This is a genomic window from Paenibacillus sp. J31TS4 (assembly GCF_018403265.1).
In the GTDB taxonomy this organism is placed as follows: domain Bacteria; phylum Bacillota; class Bacilli; order Paenibacillales; family NBRC-103111; genus J31TS4.
This window is the reverse complement of the sequence record NZ_BOSI01000001.1, coordinates 1,999,503-2,021,368: the sequence shown is the minus strand read 5'-3', so window position 1 is coordinate 2,021,368 and position 21,866 is coordinate 1,999,503. Positions and strand designations below refer to the sequence as shown.

General features: G+C 56.8%; 18 protein-coding genes. 13 read left to right on the top strand and 5 right to left on the bottom strand.

Annotated features, from left to right (window positions below; translation table 11 throughout):
- Window positions 1-157: 157 nt before the first annotated feature.
- Window positions 158-2,422: a helix-turn-helix domain-containing protein gene (locus KJS47_RS09555; protein ID WP_213524657.1), complete on the bottom strand. Its 2,265-nt coding sequence runs from the start codon at window positions 2,420-2,422 to the stop codon at window positions 158-160.
- A gap of 191 nt (window positions 2,423-2,613) precedes the next feature.
- On the opposite strand from KJS47_RS09555, the gene KJS47_RS09550 reads away from it, so the two are divergent.
- The 5 genes from KJS47_RS09550 to KJS47_RS09530 all read left to right on the top strand — a co-directional run bounded on the left by KJS47_RS09550 (window position 2,614) and on the right by KJS47_RS09530 (window position 8,723).
- Window positions 2,614-3,624 carry an ABC transporter permease gene (locus KJS47_RS09550; RefSeq protein WP_213524656.1) on the top strand — a complete coding sequence of 337 codons (1,011 nt, stop codon included), beginning with the start codon at window positions 2,614-2,616 and terminating at the stop codon, window positions 3,622-3,624.
- Window positions 3,625-3,638: 14 nt separating this feature from the next.
- Window positions 3,639-4,505 carry a carbohydrate ABC transporter permease gene (locus KJS47_RS09545; RefSeq protein ID WP_213524655.1) on the top strand — a complete coding sequence of 289 codons (867 nt, stop codon included), beginning with the start codon at window positions 3,639-3,641 and terminating at the stop codon, window positions 4,503-4,505.
- A 65-nt stretch (window positions 4,506-4,570) separates the two neighbouring features.
- A complete protein-coding gene (locus KJS47_RS09540; RefSeq protein ID WP_213524654.1) occupies window positions 4,571-6,118 on the top strand; it encodes an extracellular solute-binding protein in 1,548 nt (515 codons plus the stop codon).
- A 130-nt stretch (window positions 6,119-6,248) separates the two neighbouring features.
- Complete coding sequence (locus KJS47_RS09535) at window positions 6,249-7,190, top strand: GNAT family N-acetyltransferase (protein ID WP_249716209.1); 942 nt, start codon at window positions 6,249-6,251, stop codon at window positions 7,188-7,190.
- A gap of 42 nt (window positions 7,191-7,232) precedes the next feature.
- Complete coding sequence (locus KJS47_RS09530) at window positions 7,233-8,723, top strand: discoidin domain-containing protein (RefSeq protein WP_213524652.1); 1,491 nt, start codon at window positions 7,233-7,235, stop codon at window positions 8,721-8,723.
- A gap of 176 nt (window positions 8,724-8,899) precedes the next feature.
- Here the strand turns inward: KJS47_RS09530 and KJS47_RS09525 are convergent, their stop codons facing one another.
- A complete protein-coding gene (locus KJS47_RS09525) occupies window positions 8,900-9,259 on the bottom strand; it encodes a Lin0512 family protein (RefSeq protein WP_213524651.1) in 360 nt (119 codons plus the stop codon).
- A gap of 179 nt (window positions 9,260-9,438) precedes the next feature.
- On the opposite strand from KJS47_RS09525, the gene KJS47_RS09520 reads away from it, so the two are divergent.
- The 6 genes from KJS47_RS09520 (at window position 9,439) to KJS47_RS09495 (ending at window position 15,347) form a co-directional block, all read left to right on the top strand.
- Window positions 9,439-10,527, top strand: a complete 1,089-nt coding sequence (locus KJS47_RS09520; protein ID WP_213524650.1) for a hypothetical protein — start codon at window positions 9,439-9,441, stop codon at window positions 10,525-10,527.
- Between the two features lie 94 nt (window positions 10,528-10,621).
- Window positions 10,622-10,765 carry a hypothetical protein gene (locus tag KJS47_RS09515; protein ID WP_213524649.1) on the top strand — a complete coding sequence of 48 codons (144 nt, stop codon included), beginning with the start codon at window positions 10,622-10,624 and terminating at the stop codon, window positions 10,763-10,765.
- A 256-nt stretch (window positions 10,766-11,021) separates the two neighbouring features.
- Window positions 11,022-12,041 carry an HD-GYP domain-containing protein gene (locus KJS47_RS09510; RefSeq protein ID WP_213524648.1) on the top strand — a complete coding sequence of 340 codons (1,020 nt, stop codon included), beginning with the start codon at window positions 11,022-11,024 and terminating at the stop codon, window positions 12,039-12,041.
- A gap of 215 nt (window positions 12,042-12,256) precedes the next feature.
- Window positions 12,257-12,793 (top strand): GNAT family N-acetyltransferase, encoded by a 537-nt coding sequence (locus KJS47_RS09505; protein ID WP_213524647.1) that lies wholly within the window; start codon window positions 12,257-12,259, stop codon window positions 12,791-12,793.
- A 168-nt stretch (window positions 12,794-12,961) separates the two neighbouring features.
- Window positions 12,962-13,687: an ABC transporter ATP-binding protein gene (locus KJS47_RS09500; protein ID WP_213524646.1), complete on the top strand. Its 726-nt coding sequence runs from the start codon at window positions 12,962-12,964 to the stop codon at window positions 13,685-13,687.
- Entirely contained in the window at window positions 13,680-15,347 is a 1,668-nt protein-coding gene (locus KJS47_RS09495; RefSeq protein WP_213524645.1) for a putative ABC transporter permease subunit, read from the top strand. Before KJS47_RS09500 ends, KJS47_RS09495 begins: the two co-directional genes overlap by 8 nt.
- Before the next feature lie 199 nt (window positions 15,348-15,546).
- Here the strand turns inward: KJS47_RS09495 and KJS47_RS09490 are convergent, their stop codons facing one another.
- Window positions 15,547-17,061 (bottom strand): serine hydrolase domain-containing protein, encoded by a 1,515-nt coding sequence (locus KJS47_RS09490; RefSeq protein WP_213524644.1) that lies wholly within the window; start codon window positions 17,059-17,061, stop codon window positions 15,547-15,549.
- A 162-nt stretch (window positions 17,062-17,223) separates the two neighbouring features.
- Between KJS47_RS09490 and KJS47_RS09485 the strand changes: the two genes are divergently transcribed.
- Window positions 17,224-19,263 (top strand): peptidoglycan D,D-transpeptidase FtsI family protein, encoded by a 2,040-nt coding sequence (locus KJS47_RS09485; RefSeq protein WP_213524643.1) that lies wholly within the window; start codon window positions 17,224-17,226, stop codon window positions 19,261-19,263.
- A gap of 4 nt (window positions 19,264-19,267) precedes the next feature.
- Here the strand turns inward: KJS47_RS09485 and KJS47_RS09480 are convergent, their stop codons facing one another.
- Both KJS47_RS09480 and KJS47_RS24055 read right to left on the bottom strand, forming a co-directional pair.
- Window positions 19,268-20,191, bottom strand: a complete 924-nt coding sequence (locus KJS47_RS09480; protein WP_213524642.1) for a phosphotransferase — start codon at window positions 20,189-20,191, stop codon at window positions 19,268-19,270.
- Window positions 20,192-21,082: 891 nt separating this feature from the next.
- Window positions 21,083-21,184 carry a sporulation protein YjcZ gene (locus tag KJS47_RS24055; protein ID WP_249716207.1) on the bottom strand — a complete coding sequence of 34 codons (102 nt, stop codon included), beginning with the start codon at window positions 21,182-21,184 and terminating at the stop codon, window positions 21,083-21,085.
- Window positions 21,185-21,395: 211 nt separating this feature from the next.
- On the opposite strand from KJS47_RS24055, the gene KJS47_RS09475 reads away from it, so the two are divergent.
- Window positions 21,396-21,845 carry a VOC family protein gene (locus tag KJS47_RS09475; RefSeq protein ID WP_213524641.1) on the top strand — a complete coding sequence of 150 codons (450 nt, stop codon included), beginning with the start codon at window positions 21,396-21,398 and terminating at the stop codon, window positions 21,843-21,845.
- Window positions 21,846-21,866 lie beyond the last annotated feature (21 nt).

Below are 21,866 nucleotides of genomic sequence, written 5' to 3'. Positions count from 1 at the left end.
GACCATCCATTGCCTTTTCTCCTAACCGATTTCGCTCATTGGGTGCCGTCATGCATGGCGGACTATCTTCGGAGCAGAGCGGTGTTCTCTTTGTTTGTTCCTTGCGGCGGCACTTCCTAACAGCGCACGGCTAGATGCTCTCTTATGGAATCCGGCATCAAGAACCAGCGCTTGCTCTTCTATATTCGCCTGGCGTGAAGCCGGTATGTTTTTTGAACATACGGTTGAAGGAAGCGATGCTGTAATAGCCAATGAGCTGCGCAATGTCCTGAACCTTCAAATCCGTGTCGCGCAGCAGCTCCATCGCTTTGTTCATGCGAACGGTATTCACGTAATCACTGACGTTCACGCCGGTCTTCTCTTTGTAATAAGTGGACAGATACGCACCCGTGATGTTCAACTTGTCGGCCAGCGCATCCAGGGAAAGATCGCTGCCAAAGTTGCGGTTGACGTAATCGGTGACGAAGCTCGCGATATAGTCGTTCTCGGTCTTTTTCTGTCTTATCCCTTCCGCCGAACGGGTCAGGAACTGCTCGAAAAACGATTGGAGCTGCTCAAGGGTACGACACTCGTACAGCAATGCCGAAGGAGGACGGTTATCTTCCGTCAGGGAAATGCGGACGTTCATGCTGTACATGGATTTGACGGCCAGGTTTACGATGTCTTTCGAAAATTCGTGCATCTGAAAAACGGACGCCTGTTTGCCCGCGGCTTTTTTTAACGCTTTCCTGATCAGAGGAACGGTGACGCCGTCGTTGCCCGATACCAAATTGGCGGTAAACTCTTTTTCCTCCGAAGGAGTGAGTAGTAGGTCGTCCGGCAAAGCTTCCTTGGCGGAAATAATCTGTACCCCTTCGCCCAGTCTCCTCTGCTTAAGCAGGCCGATCACGAATTCGAATGCAGGGTTGAACGCTAACGGATCCCGGTAGACCGGACTAACCGCGATCGTCACGTCGCAGTACCGTTTATCGAGCGATAAAATATCGGCCACTTGCCGAAGAACGACTGACAATGCTTGTTGTTCGGAATCATCGCCGAACAGGATGATCAGAACCTGATCCTTCTCCATTTGTAAGGTAAGCGCTTCCCAATAACGGGAAAACAAAGAGTTAATGAATTCCTTGATGTAAGTGGACGCCCGGTTCTGGTCCATGCCCATGCCGCCGACAAACCGTTCCTTATACAGCAGATGAAACAGAATGAGCCGGAAAGGCTTCTCCGTATCGGAGGGGATGTGGATGTTCTGGACGTCGGATTCAATCATTTTGGCTTTGCACAAGTACACGTACTGCTGCAGGAGAGAGTTTTTATAATGAAGATCCTTGTGGATGTTCTCATTGACTTTAAACAAATCGTGAAGTTTTTCGTTAATCATGTTAAATTCCTTGATTGGGCTTTGTTGTGGGACCGAAGCTGGATTTACTTGCTGAATGGAACGGAGAATCGCGGAAATCGGATTATGGAAACGGGCGGAAAAAAACACCGACACGGCGATGCCAATGAGAACGGAGAGAAGAAGCACCGTAATGGTAATCAAGTTCAGATGGAAGATCTGCTGGGTCATGGCGGCGAAAGGAATGACATTGACATACGTGAAGCCGGATTCGGGGCCCTTTTCATAAAAATAGTAGTCGGTCCCGTGTATAAGATACCCTTTCTTTTGTTCCATCGTATCGAACCGGATCGGCTTCTCCGGAAGCTCAGACATGGCAAACAAAGGTGCTTCATTCTGATCCAATATGTAAAAGGCACTGTTCGTTTTCACTTGATGGAACGAATCATACATTTTGGCGCTATCCAGAAATCCGATAATGCCGAACTTGGGATTAGAGAAGGTTTTGACGACCAGGGGCGTCAGCGAACCGAGAGGCATGCTGTAGAAGGCATTCGTCTCGGTGAATTCGGTGGAAGGATACATGCTGAACGTGAATGGCTTGGCCAGCTCGGCCTTCCAGAACGATGCGGGATAATGCGGGGATCGATACAGATTGCCGAACATACTCCCTGCTTCACGCGTGCCGTCCTTGTCGATCACATAATCGATATCCGAGAAATAGTAGGCCACGTTCTGAAGATAAAGCATCGGATTGTTCAACGTTTTTTGCAGCTCAAGCTGTTCCTGTTTCGCTATGCTGTAGTTGAAATGAAGCGTGTTATTCTTCAGGATTTCTGTCTTGTCATTGAAGTAGAAGCTGATCAGCAGCCCTCGGACGAGCTTGATATGCTTCTCGTAGTTTTCGACCGTCGCGCTTAGATTCAGGCTGCTGTTCTTGACAATCTCTTCACGGATCGTGCTTCGGAAATAAACATAAGTAAGCATATTAACCGAGATCAGGAGAACGATGACGACGGCAAAGCTTGCGAGCAAACGGTAGAACAGAGAACCTCCGTATCGCTTGAGAATCGAAGGCTTTGCGTCCATTTCGCTTCCCTCCAGCAAGAAAGATAGCTTGATTATAGCATGGGGCTATTGGTTGGCAAATAGTGCCCCAATGGTGTTCGGGTTAGAGCCGTTTCCCCTTTTTATCGATTCTTATCAATATTATGGATACTGGAAGAATGGCGAATATTCGATAAAGGTACGTATCGTGATCGCCGCATCGTCTGGGTACAATGGGACCATCAGACTCATCCGAAACGGAGAGATGCCAGTTGAACACGAACCCGTCGGTCTCACCAGCCTCCCTAACAGATCCGCACGCAAAGACACGGTTGAAGAAATCATCCTATCTGAAGCGGTTGGGTCGCGGGAAATATTTACTCCTCTTGTTCTTGCCGACGCTGTTGTATTACCTTCTGTTCAAGTACGTTCCCATGTTCGGCCTGGTCATCTCGTTCAAAAACTACAACTTATTTAAAGGCGTCTGGCAAAGCGAATGGGTCGGGCTAAAGTATTATCAGCTGTTTTGGAACAATCCCGATTTCTTCAAGCTGATTTCCAATACCATTATGCTGGGGATATACCGGCTTGTTTTCGGCTTTACGGCTCCGATCGTGCTTGCGCTATTGCTGAATGAAGCCAAGAACGCCCTGTTCAAGCGGTTCGTGCAGACTGTCAGCTATTTGCCGCATTTCATCTCCAATGTGGTGGCTGTCAGTATGGTGCTGATGTTTCTGTCGCCCTCGAACGGCATCGTGAATCATTTCATCGTATGGCTCGGCTTCGAGCCAATCAACTTCATGGTGATGCCGAACATGTTCCGTCCCATTTACGTCATCTCGGAAATATGGCAGCATGTCGGATGGGAAACGATCATTTATTTGGCAGCGCTTACCTCAATCGATCCTCAGCTGTATGAAGCGGCAGAGATGGACGGAGCAGGCAGATGGAAACGGATGCTCCACATCACTCTCCCGGGAATTACGCCGGCGATCGTGATCATTCTCATCCTGAACGTGGGGCATGTCCTGGATATCGGCTTCGAGAAAGTATTCCTGCTCTACAATCCCGCCGTCTACGAAACAGCCGACATCATCAGCACTTACGTATACCGGACGGGGATCGGGCAGGGCAATTACAGCTACGCGACAGCGATCGATTTGTTTACGGGCATCGTTAGTTTGCTCTTTATTTATTCCGCCAACTGGTTCAGCCGCAAAGTCGGCGAAACCAGCCTTTGGTAGAAAGGAGAAGTGCCATGAGAAAGAAGTTCGGATGGGCCGACTGCCTCATCACCATTGTGCTTCTCGCTGTAGTAGTGGTTACCTTGTACCCGTTCGTCTATATGATCGCCGTTTCCTTGAGCGAAGACGTGTATGTTTTGAAGGGCGAGGTCACGATCTGGCCAAAAGGGTTTAACCTGAACATGTACCGGCTAGTGCTCAGCGATCCGAGGATCGCCACCGCCTACCTGAATACCATTCAATATGTGGCAGTAGGTACGTTCGTTTCGCTTCTGATTACAGCGGCCGGCGCTTATGCAATTTCGAAAAAGGAGCTGCCGCATCACAAGCTGTTTACGCTTCTGATCGTCTTTACGATGTTTTTCGGGGGCGGGATGATCCCGACGTTTCTCGTGGTGAAGAGTTACGGTCTGGTCGATACGCTCTGGGCGATGGTGCTGCCAACCGCCGTAAGTACTTGGAACCTGATCGTCATGCGCACGTTTTATTCCAGCCTACCGAAGGAGGTAGAGGAATCCGGCAAGATCGACGGATTGACCGACATCGGCATCTTCATTCGGCTGGTGCTTCCTCTCTCCAAGGCGGTGCTAGCAACGATCGGTCTCTTTTATGCCGTCGGGATATGGAACAACTTTTATTCCGCCTTATTGTACTTGCGCGACCAGAACATGTTTCCTCTCCAAGTTGTCTTGCGCAATATCGTCCTGCAAGGCCAGATCGCGTCCGCCGATGTAACAAGCGTCGGAGGCGACAACCTGGTCGTAGACGACGCGCTGAAATTTACGACAATCCTTGTTTCCACCCTCCCGATCCTTCTTGTGTATCCGTTTCTGCAAAAATATTTCGTCAAGGGGGTGATGATCGGCTCTGTGAAAGGCTAGAGCAGGTCTTTGCTTTCCAAAAGAAGCAACGTTTGGCAAAACACATGATAAGGGAGACTAGCCAAATGGCAAAAACGAGAAAAGGGTTGTCAGCAGGCATCGCCGTAAGTTTATCGCTTACCTTACTAGCTGGCTGCTCGGCAAGCGGGACGAACACTCCTCCATCGTCCGCCTCGGCCGGCAGCAGCGGGGACAGCTCGTCCGGCGTTCCGACGAAGCAGACGTTCACCGCGCTCAATTATTCCAATCCAAGCTGGCCTTACAACAAAGACAATATTGTATGGAAGCTGATTGAGGAAAAAACAGGCGTATCGCTTAACGTCCAAGTGCCGTCTGGAAAGCTGGAAGACGCGTTGAGCGTGACGATCGCATCAGGCAATTTGCCGGATCTTATGCTGACGATGAACAAACAGCTCGCCGATAAATACGGCCAGCAGGGGGCTCTTGTCAATATTTTGGATTATGTGAAAGACATGCCGAACTTAAAGAAGTGGATGGATACCTATCCGACGGATACGCAGAACGTAATGTCTTCCGACGGCAAAATGTATATGTTCCCGAATGCGGGAATCGGCGAAACGAACCGCATGATCTGGTTGTACCGGGAGGATGTGTTCAAGAAGCTTGGACTTAGCCAGCCGCAAACATGGGATGAACTGTACACGACGCTCAAAAAATTGAAGGAAGCTAATCCGAAGAGCTACCCGCTCTCCTTCCGCAACGGTCTGCAGCGCTTGTTGAATTTTGCCGAGACGTTCGGCACGAGCTCCGACATGTACTACGATTTCGATAAGAAAGAATGGCGTTACGGTCCGATCGAGGACAATTATAAGAAGATGATCGAGTACTTGAACAAGTTCTACAAGGAAGGGTTAATTCCACCAGACTTCCTGTCCGTGGATACGAAGCTGTGGCAGGATCTGATGTCCACGGAGCGGGCGTTCATCACCATAGATTACATAGGACGCGTCGATTTCTTCAATTCGGCGCTGCGCAAGGACAATCCGCAGTACAATCTGGCGTTCATGGCTCCGCCTGCGGGCTTTAGCGGCGCACCGCGCAGAAACGCGTATACGCAATACGTGGATGAAGGATTTATGGTTTCAACCACGTCCAAGAAGATCAAAGAGATCATGAAGTTCATGGATTTCTTCTACAGCGAGGAAGGCAAGACGTTGGCCAGCTGGGGGAAGGAAGGCGTAACCTTCAAAACGGAAAACGGGAAAAAGCAATTCATCGAGACGTACGGAGACGTCGCGGATATGAGAAAGAAGACGGGCTTGTCCACGGACGGGACCTATGCATGGTTCGACTACGATGCCCATCTGTCGCTTTCTTCGCCGGAGCTGCAAAAGGCTTATCAGGAAGCGCCGAAATATGACAGCAAGCAGCAGCCGCGGCCGGCGTTCACGACCGATGAGATGGAAACGCTCTCTTTGTCAGGCGATACGATTACGAAAAAGCGCGACGAGAATATCACGAAGTTCATCGTTGGCGAACGCAGCCTTGATGACTGGCCGAAATATGTGAGCGAAATGAAGGCGCTCGGACTGGACAAAATCGTGGACATCTACAAAAAAGCGTACGAGCGATCCTCAAAGACTTCCCGATAAGCCGACTTTGTACAGTAGTCAGAAAAGAGGAAGGATGCCTGGTAGAAGAGGCTGGAGGGAAGACGATGCCGCCAGCCTTGCTTCTTGGCAAACCATAAGGAAAGGAACACTGCGGATGAGGCTAGAGCCATTGACAGACGAACACGTCGGGGAATTAACCCGGTTATGGAACGAGGAATGGGGAGAGACCTTCCCGATGCGCGACCGGCTCCTCGTACAGAATGTTCTTCACGATCCCAATGTCCTGACGGCCGGCACGCGTGTCGCGATCGACGAAGATAATGGACAGATCGCCGGATACGTAGTTGCCAAGCTGTGGCAGGACGATATCGGAGGCCTCGATTTCGGGCGGGAAACAGGGTGGATTCATTCACTTCTTGTCGCGTCGTCGTATCGAAATCGCGGGCTGGGCAGCGAGCTGCTGTCGTTAGCTGAAAGCGCATTGCGAAGCGAAGGGGTTCGGCACATCAACCTAGGAAACGACTTTCATAGGCGGGTCTTTCCAGGTGTACCGGAGACTTGTGATGCCTCGGGCTGGCTGGAAAAACGGGGGTATGTCCGGCAATCCGCCGTGGTCGATCTGTACCGGGAGTATTCTAACGAGCAGCCCGTATCGCTGCCGGAGTATGCGAATGTGACATTTCGGCTCCTGAAGGCTGAAGAAGAAGAGCAGCTCAATGCCTTTATGAGACACTGTTTTCCCGGCTGGCTGTATCAGACGCTGCAGTATTGGCAGAGAGGTGGCGACGGACGTGAATTCGTCGTCTGCGAGAAGGATGGAGACATCATCGGGTTTTGCCGCATCAACGACTCCCACTCGCCGTTATTGGCGCAGAACGTATACTGGTCTCCCCTGTTCGCAGAGGAGCTTGGCGGAATCGGTCCTCTCGGCATCGACGAGCGATACCGGGGACTCGGCTACGGACTTGCGATCGTACAAGCGGGCGTTCATTTCTTGCAAGGGCGGAACATTCGCCATATGGTGATCGATACGACACAATACGTCGATTTCTACGGGAAGCTCGGTTTCCGGACATGGAGAAGCTATATGCGATACCGCAAACAGGTTTAGGTTAGGAGCCCAAGAAACGATAAACTAGGAGATGATGAGAAGATGAAAGCCAGACGCATGATGGCCTTGACGGCAATGGTTTCCTTATTGACGCTATCCACTCCTTTCGGACTTACCGGTTCTGCGGCAGCGGTTAACAAATATGACTCCACGGTGTTGGCGGACCATCCCGTTGGGTACTGGTCCCTAGCGCCAGGAGTCACCTCGGATCTATCGGGTCACGGATTAACCGGATCCTTCACAGGCAATCCTTCGAGTACCAAGCTTCCGAACGGCGAACCGGCTTCCGCCTTCAATGGCGTCGATCAATATTTCACGGTTCCGGACAACGATTATTTGGAAGTCACCCGTACGGGGATTCTGACCGTCGAAGCCTGGATGCGGCCGGACGTCCTTCAGTTCTCGAAATCCGAGAGCAGCGGGTATGTTCATTGGATGGGGAAAGGAGAGCCCGGCCAGCATTCCTGGACCGCGAGGATGTACAATTTGACCAATCAGGAAAACCGCCCAAACCGGATTAGCGGCTATTCGTTCAACCTGACAGGAGGGCTCGGCGCCGGATCGTATTTCCAGGATCCCGTAACCGCTGGAGAATGGATTCACTATACGCTTGTCATCAATACGGTAAACACCAGCTCCGCCTATACGACGGGGTATACCAAACTGTACAAGAACGGCGTCCTGCGGGATCAGGACCGCTTGTCCGATTACAATATCATTCCGGGCAACGGAACGGCTCCCATGCGGATAGGCACCCGGGATTTGGCATCGTTTTTCGAAGGCGCCATCGGCAAAGTGGCTCTTTATGATTACGAATTGACCCCTTCCCAGCTTACCTCGCATTATAACGCCATGATGGAAAGCGTGCCGGCGGTACCAACCGGTCTGACGGCGGTCAACAACAAAAACAAAATAGAATTGGCATGGACCGCCGCAAGAAATGCGGAAACCTATACGATCAAGCGTGGCACGAACAGTGGAGGCCCCTATACAGTCATAAAGGAAGGGGTAAAGGAACCGTCGTTTACCGACCAAGGATTGCCGCCGGGAACCTATTATTATGTCGTATCCTCCGTATCGGCTGAATCCGTGGAGAGTAAGAATTCGAATGAGGCGTTCAGTTCCCCATTCAAGCGTCACGGTGAGCTAACGGTGCCCGCTTCAAACGTGACGGCGAGCGGAGATGATGGCAATGTGGCGCTCAATACGGTTGACGGAAACCTGGAAACAAGGTGGTCGGCCGACGGGGACGGACAGTGGATAAAATACGATCTGGGTTCCAGCAAACCCATCGATTGCGTGAAAATCGCATGGTTCAGGGGGGACGTCAGAACAACTTCGTTCGAAATATTCGTTTCAGCCGACGACGCGAATTGGACGCAAGTATACAGCGGAACGAGCAGCGGTACAACGCAGCAACTCGAAACGTACGGTGTTGATGGCGTAACGGCCCGCTTTGTCAAAATCGTAGGTCACGGAAACAGCGTCAATGCGTTTAACAGCATCACAGAGACGGAATTCTGGAGGAACTAGGCGTTATTCCGGAGATAACACGGCTAGGTTAATAACGACTAAGAGGAACACGGCTCAATGGAGCCGTGTTTTTTATTAGACGGCCGCAATAGCCCCCCATTAGCATACCAACAGCCGCTTTCCTTCTTTCGGTCTGTCTGCTGGAAGAAGGAAGGCGGCTGCGTGGAATGGGGAACCTAGTAGCCGACCTCGACCGAGGCGTTCACGATGTAGATCAGATCGTTCTTGTCGTCCTTGTCCGGCAGCACGATGCCGCTCGTCGTCACCATGCCGCCGTCCAGCACCTCGACTGTCACCTGTCCGTAGGGCAGACACGCTTTGACGGCCTCGACATCCAGTTTGTCTTTGTCGCATGGGACCGCAAGCTTCACGTTCACCTTCATGTTATCCAGGGTGTTACCAGGCAGTACCGAGCGCAAACCCGGCATCGAGTTGTGGTGAATGGCGTTCTTGACGGCTCGCACCGCCGCTTTGGTCACGTCCTGCCCATGCAGGTCGGCTCCCATCCCGATCTCGATAAAAAACAGCTTGTCCATCCCTTTCGCCTCCCGTAGCGCCGGTGCCTTCTGGAGCGAAGCTTCCGGCAGCGATAGATTGTCTAGTCTTCTGTGTTCCCATTATAGCACGGCGGCAAAAGCGGAATCCGCGCATCTGCCGATTTCGGCTGCAACAGAAACGCGTCGCCGGCAGTCTATAGAAGAAGGAGGCGAGCGAAATGGCGGATGAAAAGGAAAGGGATTCGAAGCGAAGGCCCGGGGACGGGATCGGGCCGGTCCCCAGGAGCAGACGGCTGGCCCGTGCGGCTGCCCGGATCGCGCTGCTCACTGCGGCAGGCGTGCTGCTCATCCAGCTGTTCCCTATGGCGCAGGAGCCGGCAGAGAGGGAAGCGTCCCGCTGGTATGTACCCGAGATCATTCAGCCGGGAGACCGGATTGGCGGCATGACGGCGGCCGGGCAGGAGAGGGGAACCTACGGCGTCGGCTCGTTCGTCACGGCGTTCACGGGGCCTGTTGAGCTGACCGGAACCTACGAGCACCGGTACCGCGAGCCGGACGTTTACAACGCCGGGCAGATCATTTTCACCCCGGACGAGGCATCCGCCGCGAAACTCCCGCAAGCCGAGCAGGCGCGGCAATGGCCGACGCGTCTCGTCCTCACGGACGCCGTGTCCGCTCATGCGGAGGCTTTCGGAACCCCGGGGACGACGGGGACGGCTGCAGTCGTTCTTTCCCGCTACACGGACGTGTACGCGGACATTCTCGAGGGCGTATCGAATGCCGGCGAGCTGGTCCGGGCCGAAGCGCTGACGGCTGTTCCACCCCCAGCGCCGGAGGCAGCGAATCCGGGGTTCACGGCAGCACTCGCCCCGTTTCCTGCTCTTACGCTGTCACCAGACGGGCCGACCGAGGAGGAGGCGAGAGGAGTGGCGGGCTGGCTCAGCGAGGTATCCCGAGTTTATTTGACGAGCCTCGCGCCCGGAAGGATCAGCGACGCCCAGCGTGCCAGTATGAAGACCTGGCTTCATCAGGCCTTTACGGAGGAGAAGGCGGAGGCTCTTCTGGCCGAAGCCGCCCAACCGGCAGGAGACGGCAGCTGGACGGTAAGCGGGGGCTGGCTGAATCTCCTGCCCCCGTCGGAGATCAAGGAGGTCAGAGGCCCCGCCCTGGCGATCCAGGCGGACGGCGGTTACGTCTATACGGCGGTCGCAGTTCTTGCCGGAACGCACGATGCCGAGCTGACGATCCGGCTCATGCGGAAGGACGGCGGCTGGCGGATCGCCGAATATGGATACCGGTTGATCTAGCGGGAGGGGTGGCGGCCATTGGCAGATTTAGCCCGGGGCTGAGCGGGTAAAGAACTAGAGTAGGACATCAAGAATCTCAAGGAGGGAACCGAGCATGAATAAGAAAATGATGCTGACGACCGTCGCCCTGGGAGCCGCCTATCTGTTGAAAAACAAAGAATCGCGTGACAAGCTGATGAACCAGATCTCGAATTTCACGAAGCAGACGAGAGCATCCGGACAAAAATCGACGACCTAAACCGGCCCGCACACCGACAGAGACCGTAAGGAGGATTGCGGACGGCAGTCCGGGCTCTTAAAGGGACAAACTACAAAAGGCCAGAGAAAGCATTCTTCCTCGAACCGACCGTTCGGAGAAGTATGCTTTTTTTCTTGCGATTGAGGGAATTTATTCCAACATTCGACATAATTTGCAAATTCCTTCGGCTATACTACTGATTAGAAAAACTATACGAGAACTCATGGTGATCAATGTGACGAGACGAGACCACTCAATGTACAAGCATGTCGGTTATCGATTGAACAAGGATATCTTCAGCCAGTCGGGCGTATTGATCCTCTCAAAGGACAGCGTGCTGAACGAAGAGCAGATCGACAAGATGCTGGATCTCGGCATTCTTCCCGAGGAGCGGGATCTCATGCCGCCGGCGAGACAGCAGCCGCCGAGCAAGCAGCGGGTAGACACAAGGAAGCAGATGGAAACGGCGATCGAGCAGGTTAAGGGAATCTTTCAGAACGTCCAGATGACGAAGAAGGTGCCGGTGATGGAGCTGCGTAGCGAGATCATTCCGGCGATTCTGGACACGGCCGAGCGGCCTAATGTCATCGCGCTGTTCAACCAGCTGGCGGAAGCCGACGATTATACGTTTCGTCACAATATCGGGGTCGGCGTCATCGCGACGATGATCGGCAAGTGGCTCCGCCTGCCGGACACGGACCTGTCCGTGCTGTCGATGGCGGCGGTGCTTCACGATATCGGCAAGATGACGATTCCGCAGGAGATCATCAACAAGCCGGGCAGGCTGACAAGCGAAGAGTACGCTATCATGAAGAAGCATACGGTCAACGGCTATGAACTGCTCAAGGCGACGGTCGGGCTGTCGCACCGGGTGGCGCTCGTGGCCCTGCAGCATCATGAGAGGGAGGACGGCACCGGCTACCCGTTCGGCATCCGCGGCTCCCAGATGGACTCGTTCAGCAAGATCGTGGCTGTCGCGGACGTCTTCCATGCGATGACCTCGCGGCGATGCTATCGGGAGGCGTCCCCGTTCTACGAGGTGCTTCTGCAAATGCAGGCTGACGCCTACGGCAAGCTGGACCCGGCCATCGTTCACACGTTCCTGCAGCATATGATGCAGGGGCTGATCGGCTGTCCGGTCGAGCTGACGGACGGCCGTCTGGGCGAGATCGTCATGATCCCGACCAGCGATCCGACCAGTCCGCTCGTCCGGACGGAAGGAGCGTTCGTGGACCTCAGCCAGCGGCGGGAGCTGAAGATTGCGCGCATGGCATAGCACGGCAGGCTCGCCCCGGGGGGCGGGCTTTTTTTGTGTTCCTTTGTCGTAGGCGGACAAGGCGGCCCCTGCCGAATCATGCCGGTGCCCTCGGCAGCGAATTCAAGGGGCTGATCGAACAGGCGCAAGCAGATAGAGCCGGGACTGGAGCAGCGGGGCGATGTCCGCTATGATGAAATGAAAACCGCTGCCAGAGCAGATCGAGAGGGAAGGGCATGGAAGTAGACATTCGCAAATTGGAGCGAGAGGCGGTACCGGAGGTGCGGGCGCTGATGGTAGACGTAGCGTCGAGGCTCCCTTCGCGGGCGCTGTTCGCCAAGGACGACGAGGCCTTCTTGTATGGCATCGTGGAAGGAAAGGGGGAGCTGTACGGTGCCTATCGGGGCGGACGGCTCGTCGCGTATACGGTGCTGGCCTTTCCCGGCCGGTCGCCCAAAAATCTCGGAAGGGCCATCGGCGTGCCTGAGGAGGAGCTGGACCGGGTAGCGGCGCTCGACGCTTCAGTCGTCCATGAGGACGCCCGCGGCCTCGGCCTCCAGCGCCGGTTCCACGCGCTGCGGGAGGAGCGCGCGAGAGCGCTTGGCTACCGGCTCCTCTATTCGACCGTGCATCCGGACAACGAGGTCAGCCGGCGCAATCTTGAGGCCGCCGGCTTCACGCTTCAGTTCACCCGGCCGCTGTACGGCGGCAATCCCCGTCACTGCTACGCCAAATGGCTGGACGCCCGGCAGTCCGACGGGGAGCGGGGCTGATGCTCCGGCCTTTGGGCACATGGAGTGGGGAACCGGGCGGCAGATGGCAGGCCGGACAGAGAACCTGCTGATGCCTCCGGCCGCCTTCGCATATCCAGGGTTGTGCGTCCCTCGCTTGTTGTGAGACACTGGAACCAATTGACATGCGCAGAAAGGATGAGTCTCAGGTTGATCGCTATTGAGCAAGTAAGCAAAAGCTACAACGGCAAGACCAAGGCCGTCGACGGCCTGTCGCTTACCATTCCGAACGGGGAGATCTTTGGCTTCCTCGGCCCGAACGGCGCCGGCAAGACGACGACGATCAAGATGATTACCGGCATTACCCGCCCCGACGAGGGAAGCATCACCATTAACGGCTTGAATATCGAGGAGGACCCGCTCGGGGCCAAGAAGCAGTTCGGCTATGTGCCGGACAGCCCGGACCTGTTCCTGCGGCTCAAGGGGCTCGAGTACCTGAACTTCATGGCCGACCTCTACGAGGTGCCGAAGGCGCTGCGCCAGGAGAGGATTCGCACGCTCGCGGAACGGTTCGATCTCGGGCAGGCATTGGCCGATCCTATTCAGAGCTACTCCCATGGCATGCGCCAAAAGATCATGATTATGGGCGTCCTCATCCACGATCCGGCCGTCTGGATTCTCGACGAGCCGCTGACGGGACTCGACCCGAAGTCGTCCTACACGCTCAAGGAAATGATGAGGGAGCACGCGGACAGCGGCAAGACCGTGTTCTTCTCGACCCACGTCCTGGAGGTGGCGGAGAAGCTGTGCGACCGGGTCGCGATCATCAATAAGGGAGCGTTGCTCTTTTCGGGCTCGTTCAAGGAGATGCAGGAGCATTTCCGGTCGAGCGATTCGCTGGAGCGTCTGTTCCTGGAGCTGACGAATCATGATTAAGACGCTGGTGCTGGCCCGCGTCCTGCTCAAGAACGGAACCGGCCGTTCGAAGAAGGGCAGACGCGGAAGCAAGCTGCCGCTTCATCTGCTGCTGCCGGTCGTGCTGGTCGTCGCCTTTTTGCCGCTCATGCTCACGATCTCCCGCTTCCTCGGCATGATGTACGATTCTCTGGCGCCGCACGGGCAGCAGGGGATTATCGTTGGGCTCGCGGTCGGCCTCGTCAGCCTGATGGTGTTTTTGTTCGGCCTCATCTATGTCATCAACGTGTTCTTCTTCTCCCAGGATGTCGAGCATCTGCTGCCGCTGCCGCTCACGCCCCGGGAGATTCTGTCGGCCAAGTTCCTCGTGACGCTGCTGTACGAATATTTGACGGCATTCTTGGTGCTTGGTCCCGTCCTGATTACTTACGGCGTCAAAAGCGGTGGCGGCCCTCTGTACTACATCTATTCGCTGCTCGTCTTTCTGCTGCTGCCGGTCATCCCGCTCGTGGTGGCTTCGGTGCTGGCGATGATCATCATGCGGTTCACGAACATGGCGAAGCACAAGGACCGGTACCGGACGATCGGGGGGACGCTCGCGGTGGTGTTCGCGCTCGGCGCCAACTTGTTCTTCCAGCGCGGCGCGCGCAACGGGGTCGATCCGGAGCAGCTTCAGGAGATGCTGATCGCGGGCGACAATTCGATGGTCCGCCTCGTGACGGGCATGTTCCCGAGCTCCCGGATGGCGGCGGACGCCCTGACGCGGACGTCCTCGCTCGGCGGTCTGGCGAGCCTGCTGCTGTTCGCAGGGGTGACCGTGCTGTTGTATCTGCTGTTTCTGGCGCTTGGCCGGAAGCTGTATTTCCGCAGCGTGATGGGCCTCTCGGAGTCCTCCGCCAAACGGGCCGCCGTCACCAGCGAGCAGCTGGCGCGCGAGACGGCTCCGCGGACGGCATTCGCCTCGTATCTCCTCAAGGAGCTGCGGATTCTGTTCCGGACGCCGCCTTACTTTTTGAACTGCGTGCTGATGAGTGTTCTCTGGCCCGTCATTATTAGCATCCCGCTCCTCGCCCAGGGGGGCGCCCTGCCGTTCGGATCCCTATCCGACATGCTGCTCGAAAGCGGCGCCGGCGGGCTGGTGCTGGCCGGGGGCGTCGGTCTCTTCCTCTTTGTGTCGGGCGGCAACTATACGGCACCGACAGCGCTGTCGCGGGAAGGCGCGGGCCTCTATGTGAACAAGTTCCTGCCGATCCGGCCGCGCGTGCTGCTCCTTGCGAAGCTGGCGACCGGCTGGCTGCTCACAATGGTCACCGTGGTGCTGCTGCTGGTGGTCGGGCTCTTCGTGCTGCATGTGCCGCCGCTGCTCCTGCTCCTGCTGCTGGTGCTGGGCGCGGCTGCGTCGCTGTTCTCCTGCCTGACGGGCATTCTCATCGACCTGCATCTGCCGAAGCTGAACTGGGACACCGAGCAAAAGGCGGTGAAGCAGAACCTGAACGGGCTGTACAATATGCTGCTGTGCATCTTGCTGGCCGTCCTGCTGTTCTTCGCCGTACTCAAGCTCGATATCGGCATGTGGGGCTCCTTCGGGGTGCTGCTGGTCATCATGCTTGCGGCCGACTATGCACTCTACCGGGTGCTCGTCACCAAGGGCGAGGAATGGTTCCGCAATATTGAGCAGTAAAGCTCCGAACCACCGTCCTCCGGCCGCTGTTAAACTCGTGTCCCCGAATTAGGGTTAGAGGAAGGGACACGAGTTTAAAGGCGGACGTAGACTCCTCCGGACGGAGGTTCTGCGCAGGAGGGCTGCCGCCTCACCGGGCGCGCCTCTACCCGCACCAATAAGCAAGCCGTTCCCTTCAAGGGGAACGGCTTGCTTTTGGTTAGATCCCACTCCGTCGGAACGCGGTTCGCTGGCTGCCGTCCGGGCCCTGGTAAACCGCCGTGCGGGCTGTCCCGTGCTTTTCCCGCCGCAAGGTGAGGGAGCCGTCCACGTACCCGGTCGCATACTCCGCTTCCCGCTCCGTCTGACGGACGAGTACTAGGGGAAGCACATACCAGCTGTAGCCGATCTGCTGGAACAGATAAGACCGGCCGTCCTCCTCAAAGACGGCGAGCATACCAGCCGGGTCGAAGCCCGCTTCCTCGAACAGCGGATAGAACCGGCCGTCGCTGACCTCGCCGGCGGACAGCCCGGCCAACCGCGCCAGGAAGGCCGTCTCAGCGTCCGCATCGGCCGGGAAGGCACCGGTAGTCGTCCCGACCGTCTCCGGCAAGTAGACGCCCGCCGGAGACGACAGAGGCGGCTCCGGCAGCGCCTGCCGCTCCTCCGCCTGGAAAGGCTCGCCGAACAGATGGCCCGCGATCCGGCGGGCGATGGCTTCGACGGGCGTCAGATTCCGGTTGCTCAGCACGATCACATGGACGGCCTCCTCGGGGAGCAGCAGCAGCTGGGCTCGGAACCCGCTTACGTCGCCGGTCAGGGAGAGGACGGTTCGCTCGGCTCCGCCAAGGAGTATGCGCCGCCTCGCCCAGCCGAAGGCGCACGCGTCCGAAGAAGCCAGCACGGTGCGGATAGAGGGACTCTCCCCAGTACCGCCACTGGCTCCCCGCTCTCCGGTCGCCGCCGCAGTCACAGTTCCGGTCCGTCCATCCGAGGACCGGACGCCTTCCAGAACGCACGCGGACCATCTATGCAGATCGTCGGCTGTCGCGTAGAGAGAGAAGCCTCCGAAGCCGTTCGCAGCATCCGCATGCTCGGCGCGCACCAGCTCCCGGTGAATGGAATACCCGGCCGCCGCTTCTGGGATCACAGTCCGGCCGTCGTCGTGCCCGGTCCGGATCATGCCGAGCGGGTCGAACAAACGCGAACGCAGGAAGTCGCCGAAGGAAAGGTCCGAGCACGCCTTCACGATCAAGCCCAGGACCATATAGCCGAAGTTGCTGTACCGGAACGTGCCGGGACGCGCGGCTCTCGGCTGTTTGAGCTGCAGCTCGAGCAGCTCGCCGGGCGGGTGGTAGACCCGCTGGTGGACGCGCCAATATTCCAGCGAGAAGGTCAGATCCCCGAGGCCCGCGGTGTGCGTCAGCAGCTGACGGATCGTGATCTCCCGATAAGGAAAGGAAGGCAGATGCCGGCATGCCGTATCGTCCAGCGCCAGGCGGCCTTCCTCGCGGAGCAGCAGAATCGCCTGCGCGGTGAATGCCTTGGAGAGCGACGCGATGCGAAACGGCGTATCCGGCCGGTTCGGCACGGCATGCTCCTCGCTGGCATGCCCGTAGCCCCGCCGCAGGAGAATGTCCGGTCCCTTGCCGACCAGGACTGCGCCCTGCAGATAACCCTGCGCAGCATAGGCGGCCAGCGCCCGCTCCAAGACAGAGGTGGTAGTGGGTTCCATGGGTGCTTTCCTCCCTTCTTTTTTTTCCGGCTGCGGAATACAAGTAATACAGAGTTTTCCGTCACTCTTTTCCTCCTTTTTGGCGAAGAGGACGGAAACCTTTTTGCCTTCGCGGCAGTCTATTTAATATACAGGAAAAGGAAAAAAATAGGGAGGGTCGGCATGCCGCTTAAGCCGCTGTGGGAGGACGAGGAAGAGAAGGGCAAGCGCAAACGGAGAAAGATCCATGCGCTGCGGATTAACCTGTATTTCTTTGCCGTTTTTTTGCTGTTCAGCATCCTTATTGTCCGTCTTGCTTTTCTCCAGTTCGTGGAAGGGCCGCAGTACGCGGAAGAGGAGAAGCGGCTGCAGCGGCGGCCGGTCGTGCTGACCCCGATTCGCGGCAATATTCTGGATATCGAGGGCGCCCCGATCGCCTGGACGCGCTCGTCGCATTCGCTTGTCTACGAGCTGCAATCCCGGCAAAAAGATGTCCAGGTCGAGCTGGCCAACCGCCTCGCCGACATGCTCGCCGGGCTGGCCAAGCCGGGGGAGACCGTCCTGACGGCGGAGGAGATTCACAAGCGGATGGACACCGGCTACAACATGGACGGCACCAAGACGAACAAACCGATGCAGTACATGTTCTGGCAGCGCCGGATTCTCCCCGATTTGTCGCAGGACAAGATGGCGTTCCTGGCTGAGCACCGCGACGAGCTGCCGGGGTTCGCCATTATCGAAGAGAGCACCCGCGTCTATGACCCGGACACGACGGCCGTCCAGCTGGTCGGCTACGTAAGGCCCTTCAAGGGGCTTGCCTCCCAGACGCTTGGCTACCTCAAGGTGTACAACGGCAAGGAAGAGGAATACCTGTCTGACGAATACATAGGCTTCGACGGCCTCGAGTTTCTGTACCAGAAGGAGCTGCGGGGCCAGACGGGGCGAAAAATTTTTCCGGTCAACTCGCAGGACCAGATTGTAGGCCGCGCCGAAATCGAGCCTCCGGTCAAAGGGCAAAATCTGTACCTCACTCTCAACAAGCAGGTGCAGCTGGCGGCCGAGCAGGCGATCGAGGATCATCTCGTCACGCTGCAGACGTCCCGGGATCCCTATGTGTCACTGGGACGGCAGGCGCTGGCGGGCTACGCCGTTGCGATGGAGGTCGACACGGGGCGCGTCATGGCGATGGCGAGCATCCCGGATTACGATCCGAACGTGTGGCTCGCCGAGAAGCTGACGACCGAGGTATGGGATACGATCAAGTGGTTCGAGCCGAACGGCACGATCCGCGACCGCCAGCCCAGCATTCCGGACGAGAAGATCCGGCGGCAGCATCCGTCCTCGCTCGTTCCGCTCGGCTCGACGATCAAGCCGCTGACCGTGCTGGTCGGGCTGAACGAGAAGCTGTTCGGGCCGAACGACACCTATTACGATACCGGGGAGCTCCGCTATGGCAAAGACAATCTCGCGCGCATTACGAACTCGGACGGCTATGCGAACGGCAGCCTGACGCCGGTCCGGGCGATCCGGGTATCGTCGAATACCTTCATGGGCTCAATGATCGGCCTCCGGCTGTACAACAAGTACGGTAGAACGCCGGGCGAGGCGATCAATGTGTGGGACCGGTACATGAAGAGCTTCGGCCTCGGCGTCTCGACCGGCAGCGGGCTTCCGCTTGAGCACGAGGGCATTCTGGAGTACCGGAATACCAAAAGCTCAAGCGACCAGAACGCCCTCGTCATGGGCTCGTTCGGGCAGCAGGCCCGGTATACGACGCTGCAGCTGGCGCAGTACGCCATGATGCTCGGCAACGAGGGCAAGCGCTACAAGCCGCAGTTCGTCGACCGGATCACCACTTACGACAACCAGCTGGTCAAGGCGATGGAGCCGGAGCTTCTGGATGAGGTGTCGTTTCCAGCCGCCTATTGGAACGTGCTGAAGGAAGGCATGCGAAGCGAAGTGAGCGGCTTCGAGGGCTTCCCCTACGCGTTTGCACGCAAGACGGGGACCTCCCAGCAGAACGTGCCGGGCCGGACGGAGCCGGTGGACAACGCCGTCTTCATCGCGTACGCGCCGCTTGACCAGCCGAAGCTGGCAGTGGCGGTCGTCGTGCCGGAGGGCGGGTTCGGCCGGTATGGGGCGGCGCCGATTGCCCGGCACATCTTTGACGCTTACGACCAGTACTTTGGTCTCGACGGCGTGCCGAAGCGGAGCAAGGAGTAGCGGGCTAGCGTCCCTCCATCTTGTCGGCCAGCCGTTCCCACGCTTCGACCGCCTCCACGGCCAGCGCGAGCTGCCGCCGGGCGAAGGTCAGATCCCCGCGGCCGGCCAATGCGTCGTCCAGATTGCCGACCGTTGCCATCAAGATGCGGGCGGTCAGGGCGAAGCCGAACGCGTCCCGGTCTGCCGCAACGTCCGGGAGGTGGAGCATGTACTGCAGCGTCGGTTCCTCGAATCCGCCGAACAAGGCGAGATTGGCCACATAGGAGGCATAGTCCCAGTAGGCGGGCATGAGCGAGACATCCTCGAAATCCGTCCATACCCAGCCATCAGGCGCGGGTAGCAGGTTCCCCGCGTGGGCATCCCCATGGCAGGGCGCAAGCGCCCCGGGGGTTTCTCTCATTCGTTCATCCGCGGCCGCGAATCGCCCCACCAGCTGCCGGATGCGCGGGTCGGTCTGTCCGCGCAGCCGTTCGGCCGACCGGCAGACCCGCTCCCAGACGCCGAGCGCAGGCAGCTCTCCGCCAAAGTCCCGCATGCCCCGCGTCAGAGCGCGGAGCAGGCTCACGGCTTGCTCGGGTGTCGGACGGCTGCGCTGCTGAGGCGGCAGGTAAGCCCATAGCGACAGCCAGACGCCACCCGCTTCATGGGGGCCCGCGCCCGCCGGAACCGCTGCGTCGGCGGGAGGCAGCACCGGGACGCCGCGGACGTGCAGATGCCGTGCGGTTTCCAGCTCCCGCCGTACGATCAGGCGGGCCTGCTCCGGATCGGCCTCGGACTGTGCCCAAGCCATCCGGGCGACAACGCCGTGAGGGGCGAGGTGAACAATCAGGTTTGTGCCCTCGCTCAGCATGACCGGGACAATGCCGGGAAGCCCCAGTTTTTCCGCTGCGGCGGTCAAAGGGCCTAACAATCGGGATCGATCTTCCATGCGCTTCCTCCCCTACGTATCGTCTTTCTTGCTTTGATTGTACCCCGCACGTTTGACCGAAGAGTAGGTCGAATTTGGCTAAAGACAATCCCCCCGACCTGTTCAATCTGTGCAGGGGAGCGGGGAATCAAGGAAGGAAACCAACCGGGGTTAGGAATAATATGGTAATATCGGAATAGGTAGATAAGGCGGTGAGAATTCCTGAGAAAATGGGCCGTGAACGCTCCTGTTAAGAAACAACGGGAAGGAGCAGGAGCTGCCCGTTTTGGGGACCTCCCAACTGTTCTTTAGCGTTCATGATGCCGAGTTTGCTTCTCTTGAGGTTGTTCCCGCAAAGGAAAGAAAAGCGGATGGAATTAGAAAATGATGTTTGGAGAGGATGCCGGTATGCAGCGGATCGCCATTTTGTATCGACAGTTTTTGAGAGAACCTCTGTGGTTTCAACTCCTTATCATTGCCGCTCTTCTCAGTTCGATTGTCTTCAGTACGTCCCTTGTGACGATGGACGGGTACTCGCAAAGCGCGGCTAAACTAGCTGCGGCCGTCTTCTTTTGCGCGTACGGATGGAAATGGAGAAGAACAACCAAGCAGATTTCCGCTGTTTTCTTTGCTCTAACCGCTATTTGTCTCTATTTGGCTTGGGATCGTCTCCCGTTGTTAACGCAATAAGACTGCCGGTTCCTATCGGCAGCCTGGATCTGGTTGAATATGGATCCATCTACGATTCAACAGTTGCTTGCGTTGTTTGACCCCATATACATCCCTATCCAAACTTGGTTTTGTTTGAATAAGCCCTGTTACATAAAAAAAGGACGACCCTACGTAAGGGTCCTCCTTTTGAATATCGAACTTCCGGATTTCTTTCTCCATCTTGATGGGCTCAAACATGATTTAGATGCAGAAAGTGGTAAGAATGATGACGAGCAGAATATACAACACCAAGATTGCTCCTACTGACGTGCCTATGCCTCCAGCACCTCCAAAGAAGCCCATAAATCCGCCCCCTCTCGCTGTTATACCCTCATTTTATGTTCTGTTTCAAGAGGGGATTGTATGTTTACCCATTAGCTCGCTAATCAGATATGCTATTTTGTTTACTGAACAATTGTTGACATCTCGTAGATAAATGTACTTCCGCGCAAGAAAACTGCCGATCTATATCGGCAGCCTCGATTTGGTTGAGAGGAAAGGATGGGAGGAACCGATGGAACAAGCAAACAGCATTCTGGATAGCATCCCGGCATCGCGGGAGACCGCCAAGATAAAAGGGGTGATGGTGGTCGAAATTCCGGTTGCCGACATGCGGCAGGCTGTAGAGTTTTATGTCGGACAGCTGGGCTTCTATATTGACTTGGAAAAGAATCCGCCGTCAAAGTGGGGAACCGACACAGAAATGTTCGTGAAGCCTGCAGCAGGCATTCACCTCATGCTGCAGCAAACCGACGGGAAGGAACGGCTCGGCTTTTCCCTGAAAGGGGAACCGAGACCCTTTTTGGTGCTGGAGATCGAAGAACCGGCCCAAGTCGTGTGGAGCCGGCTTAGGGAGAACGGAGTCAAGGTCGGGGAGCTGGAGGATCGAGGGGGATGCGGAATCGGGTTTCCTGTATGGGACGTTGACGGCAATGTCCTGAGACTGCATTATCAACCCAGGTAAATGCAGATAAGGTTGGGAGAG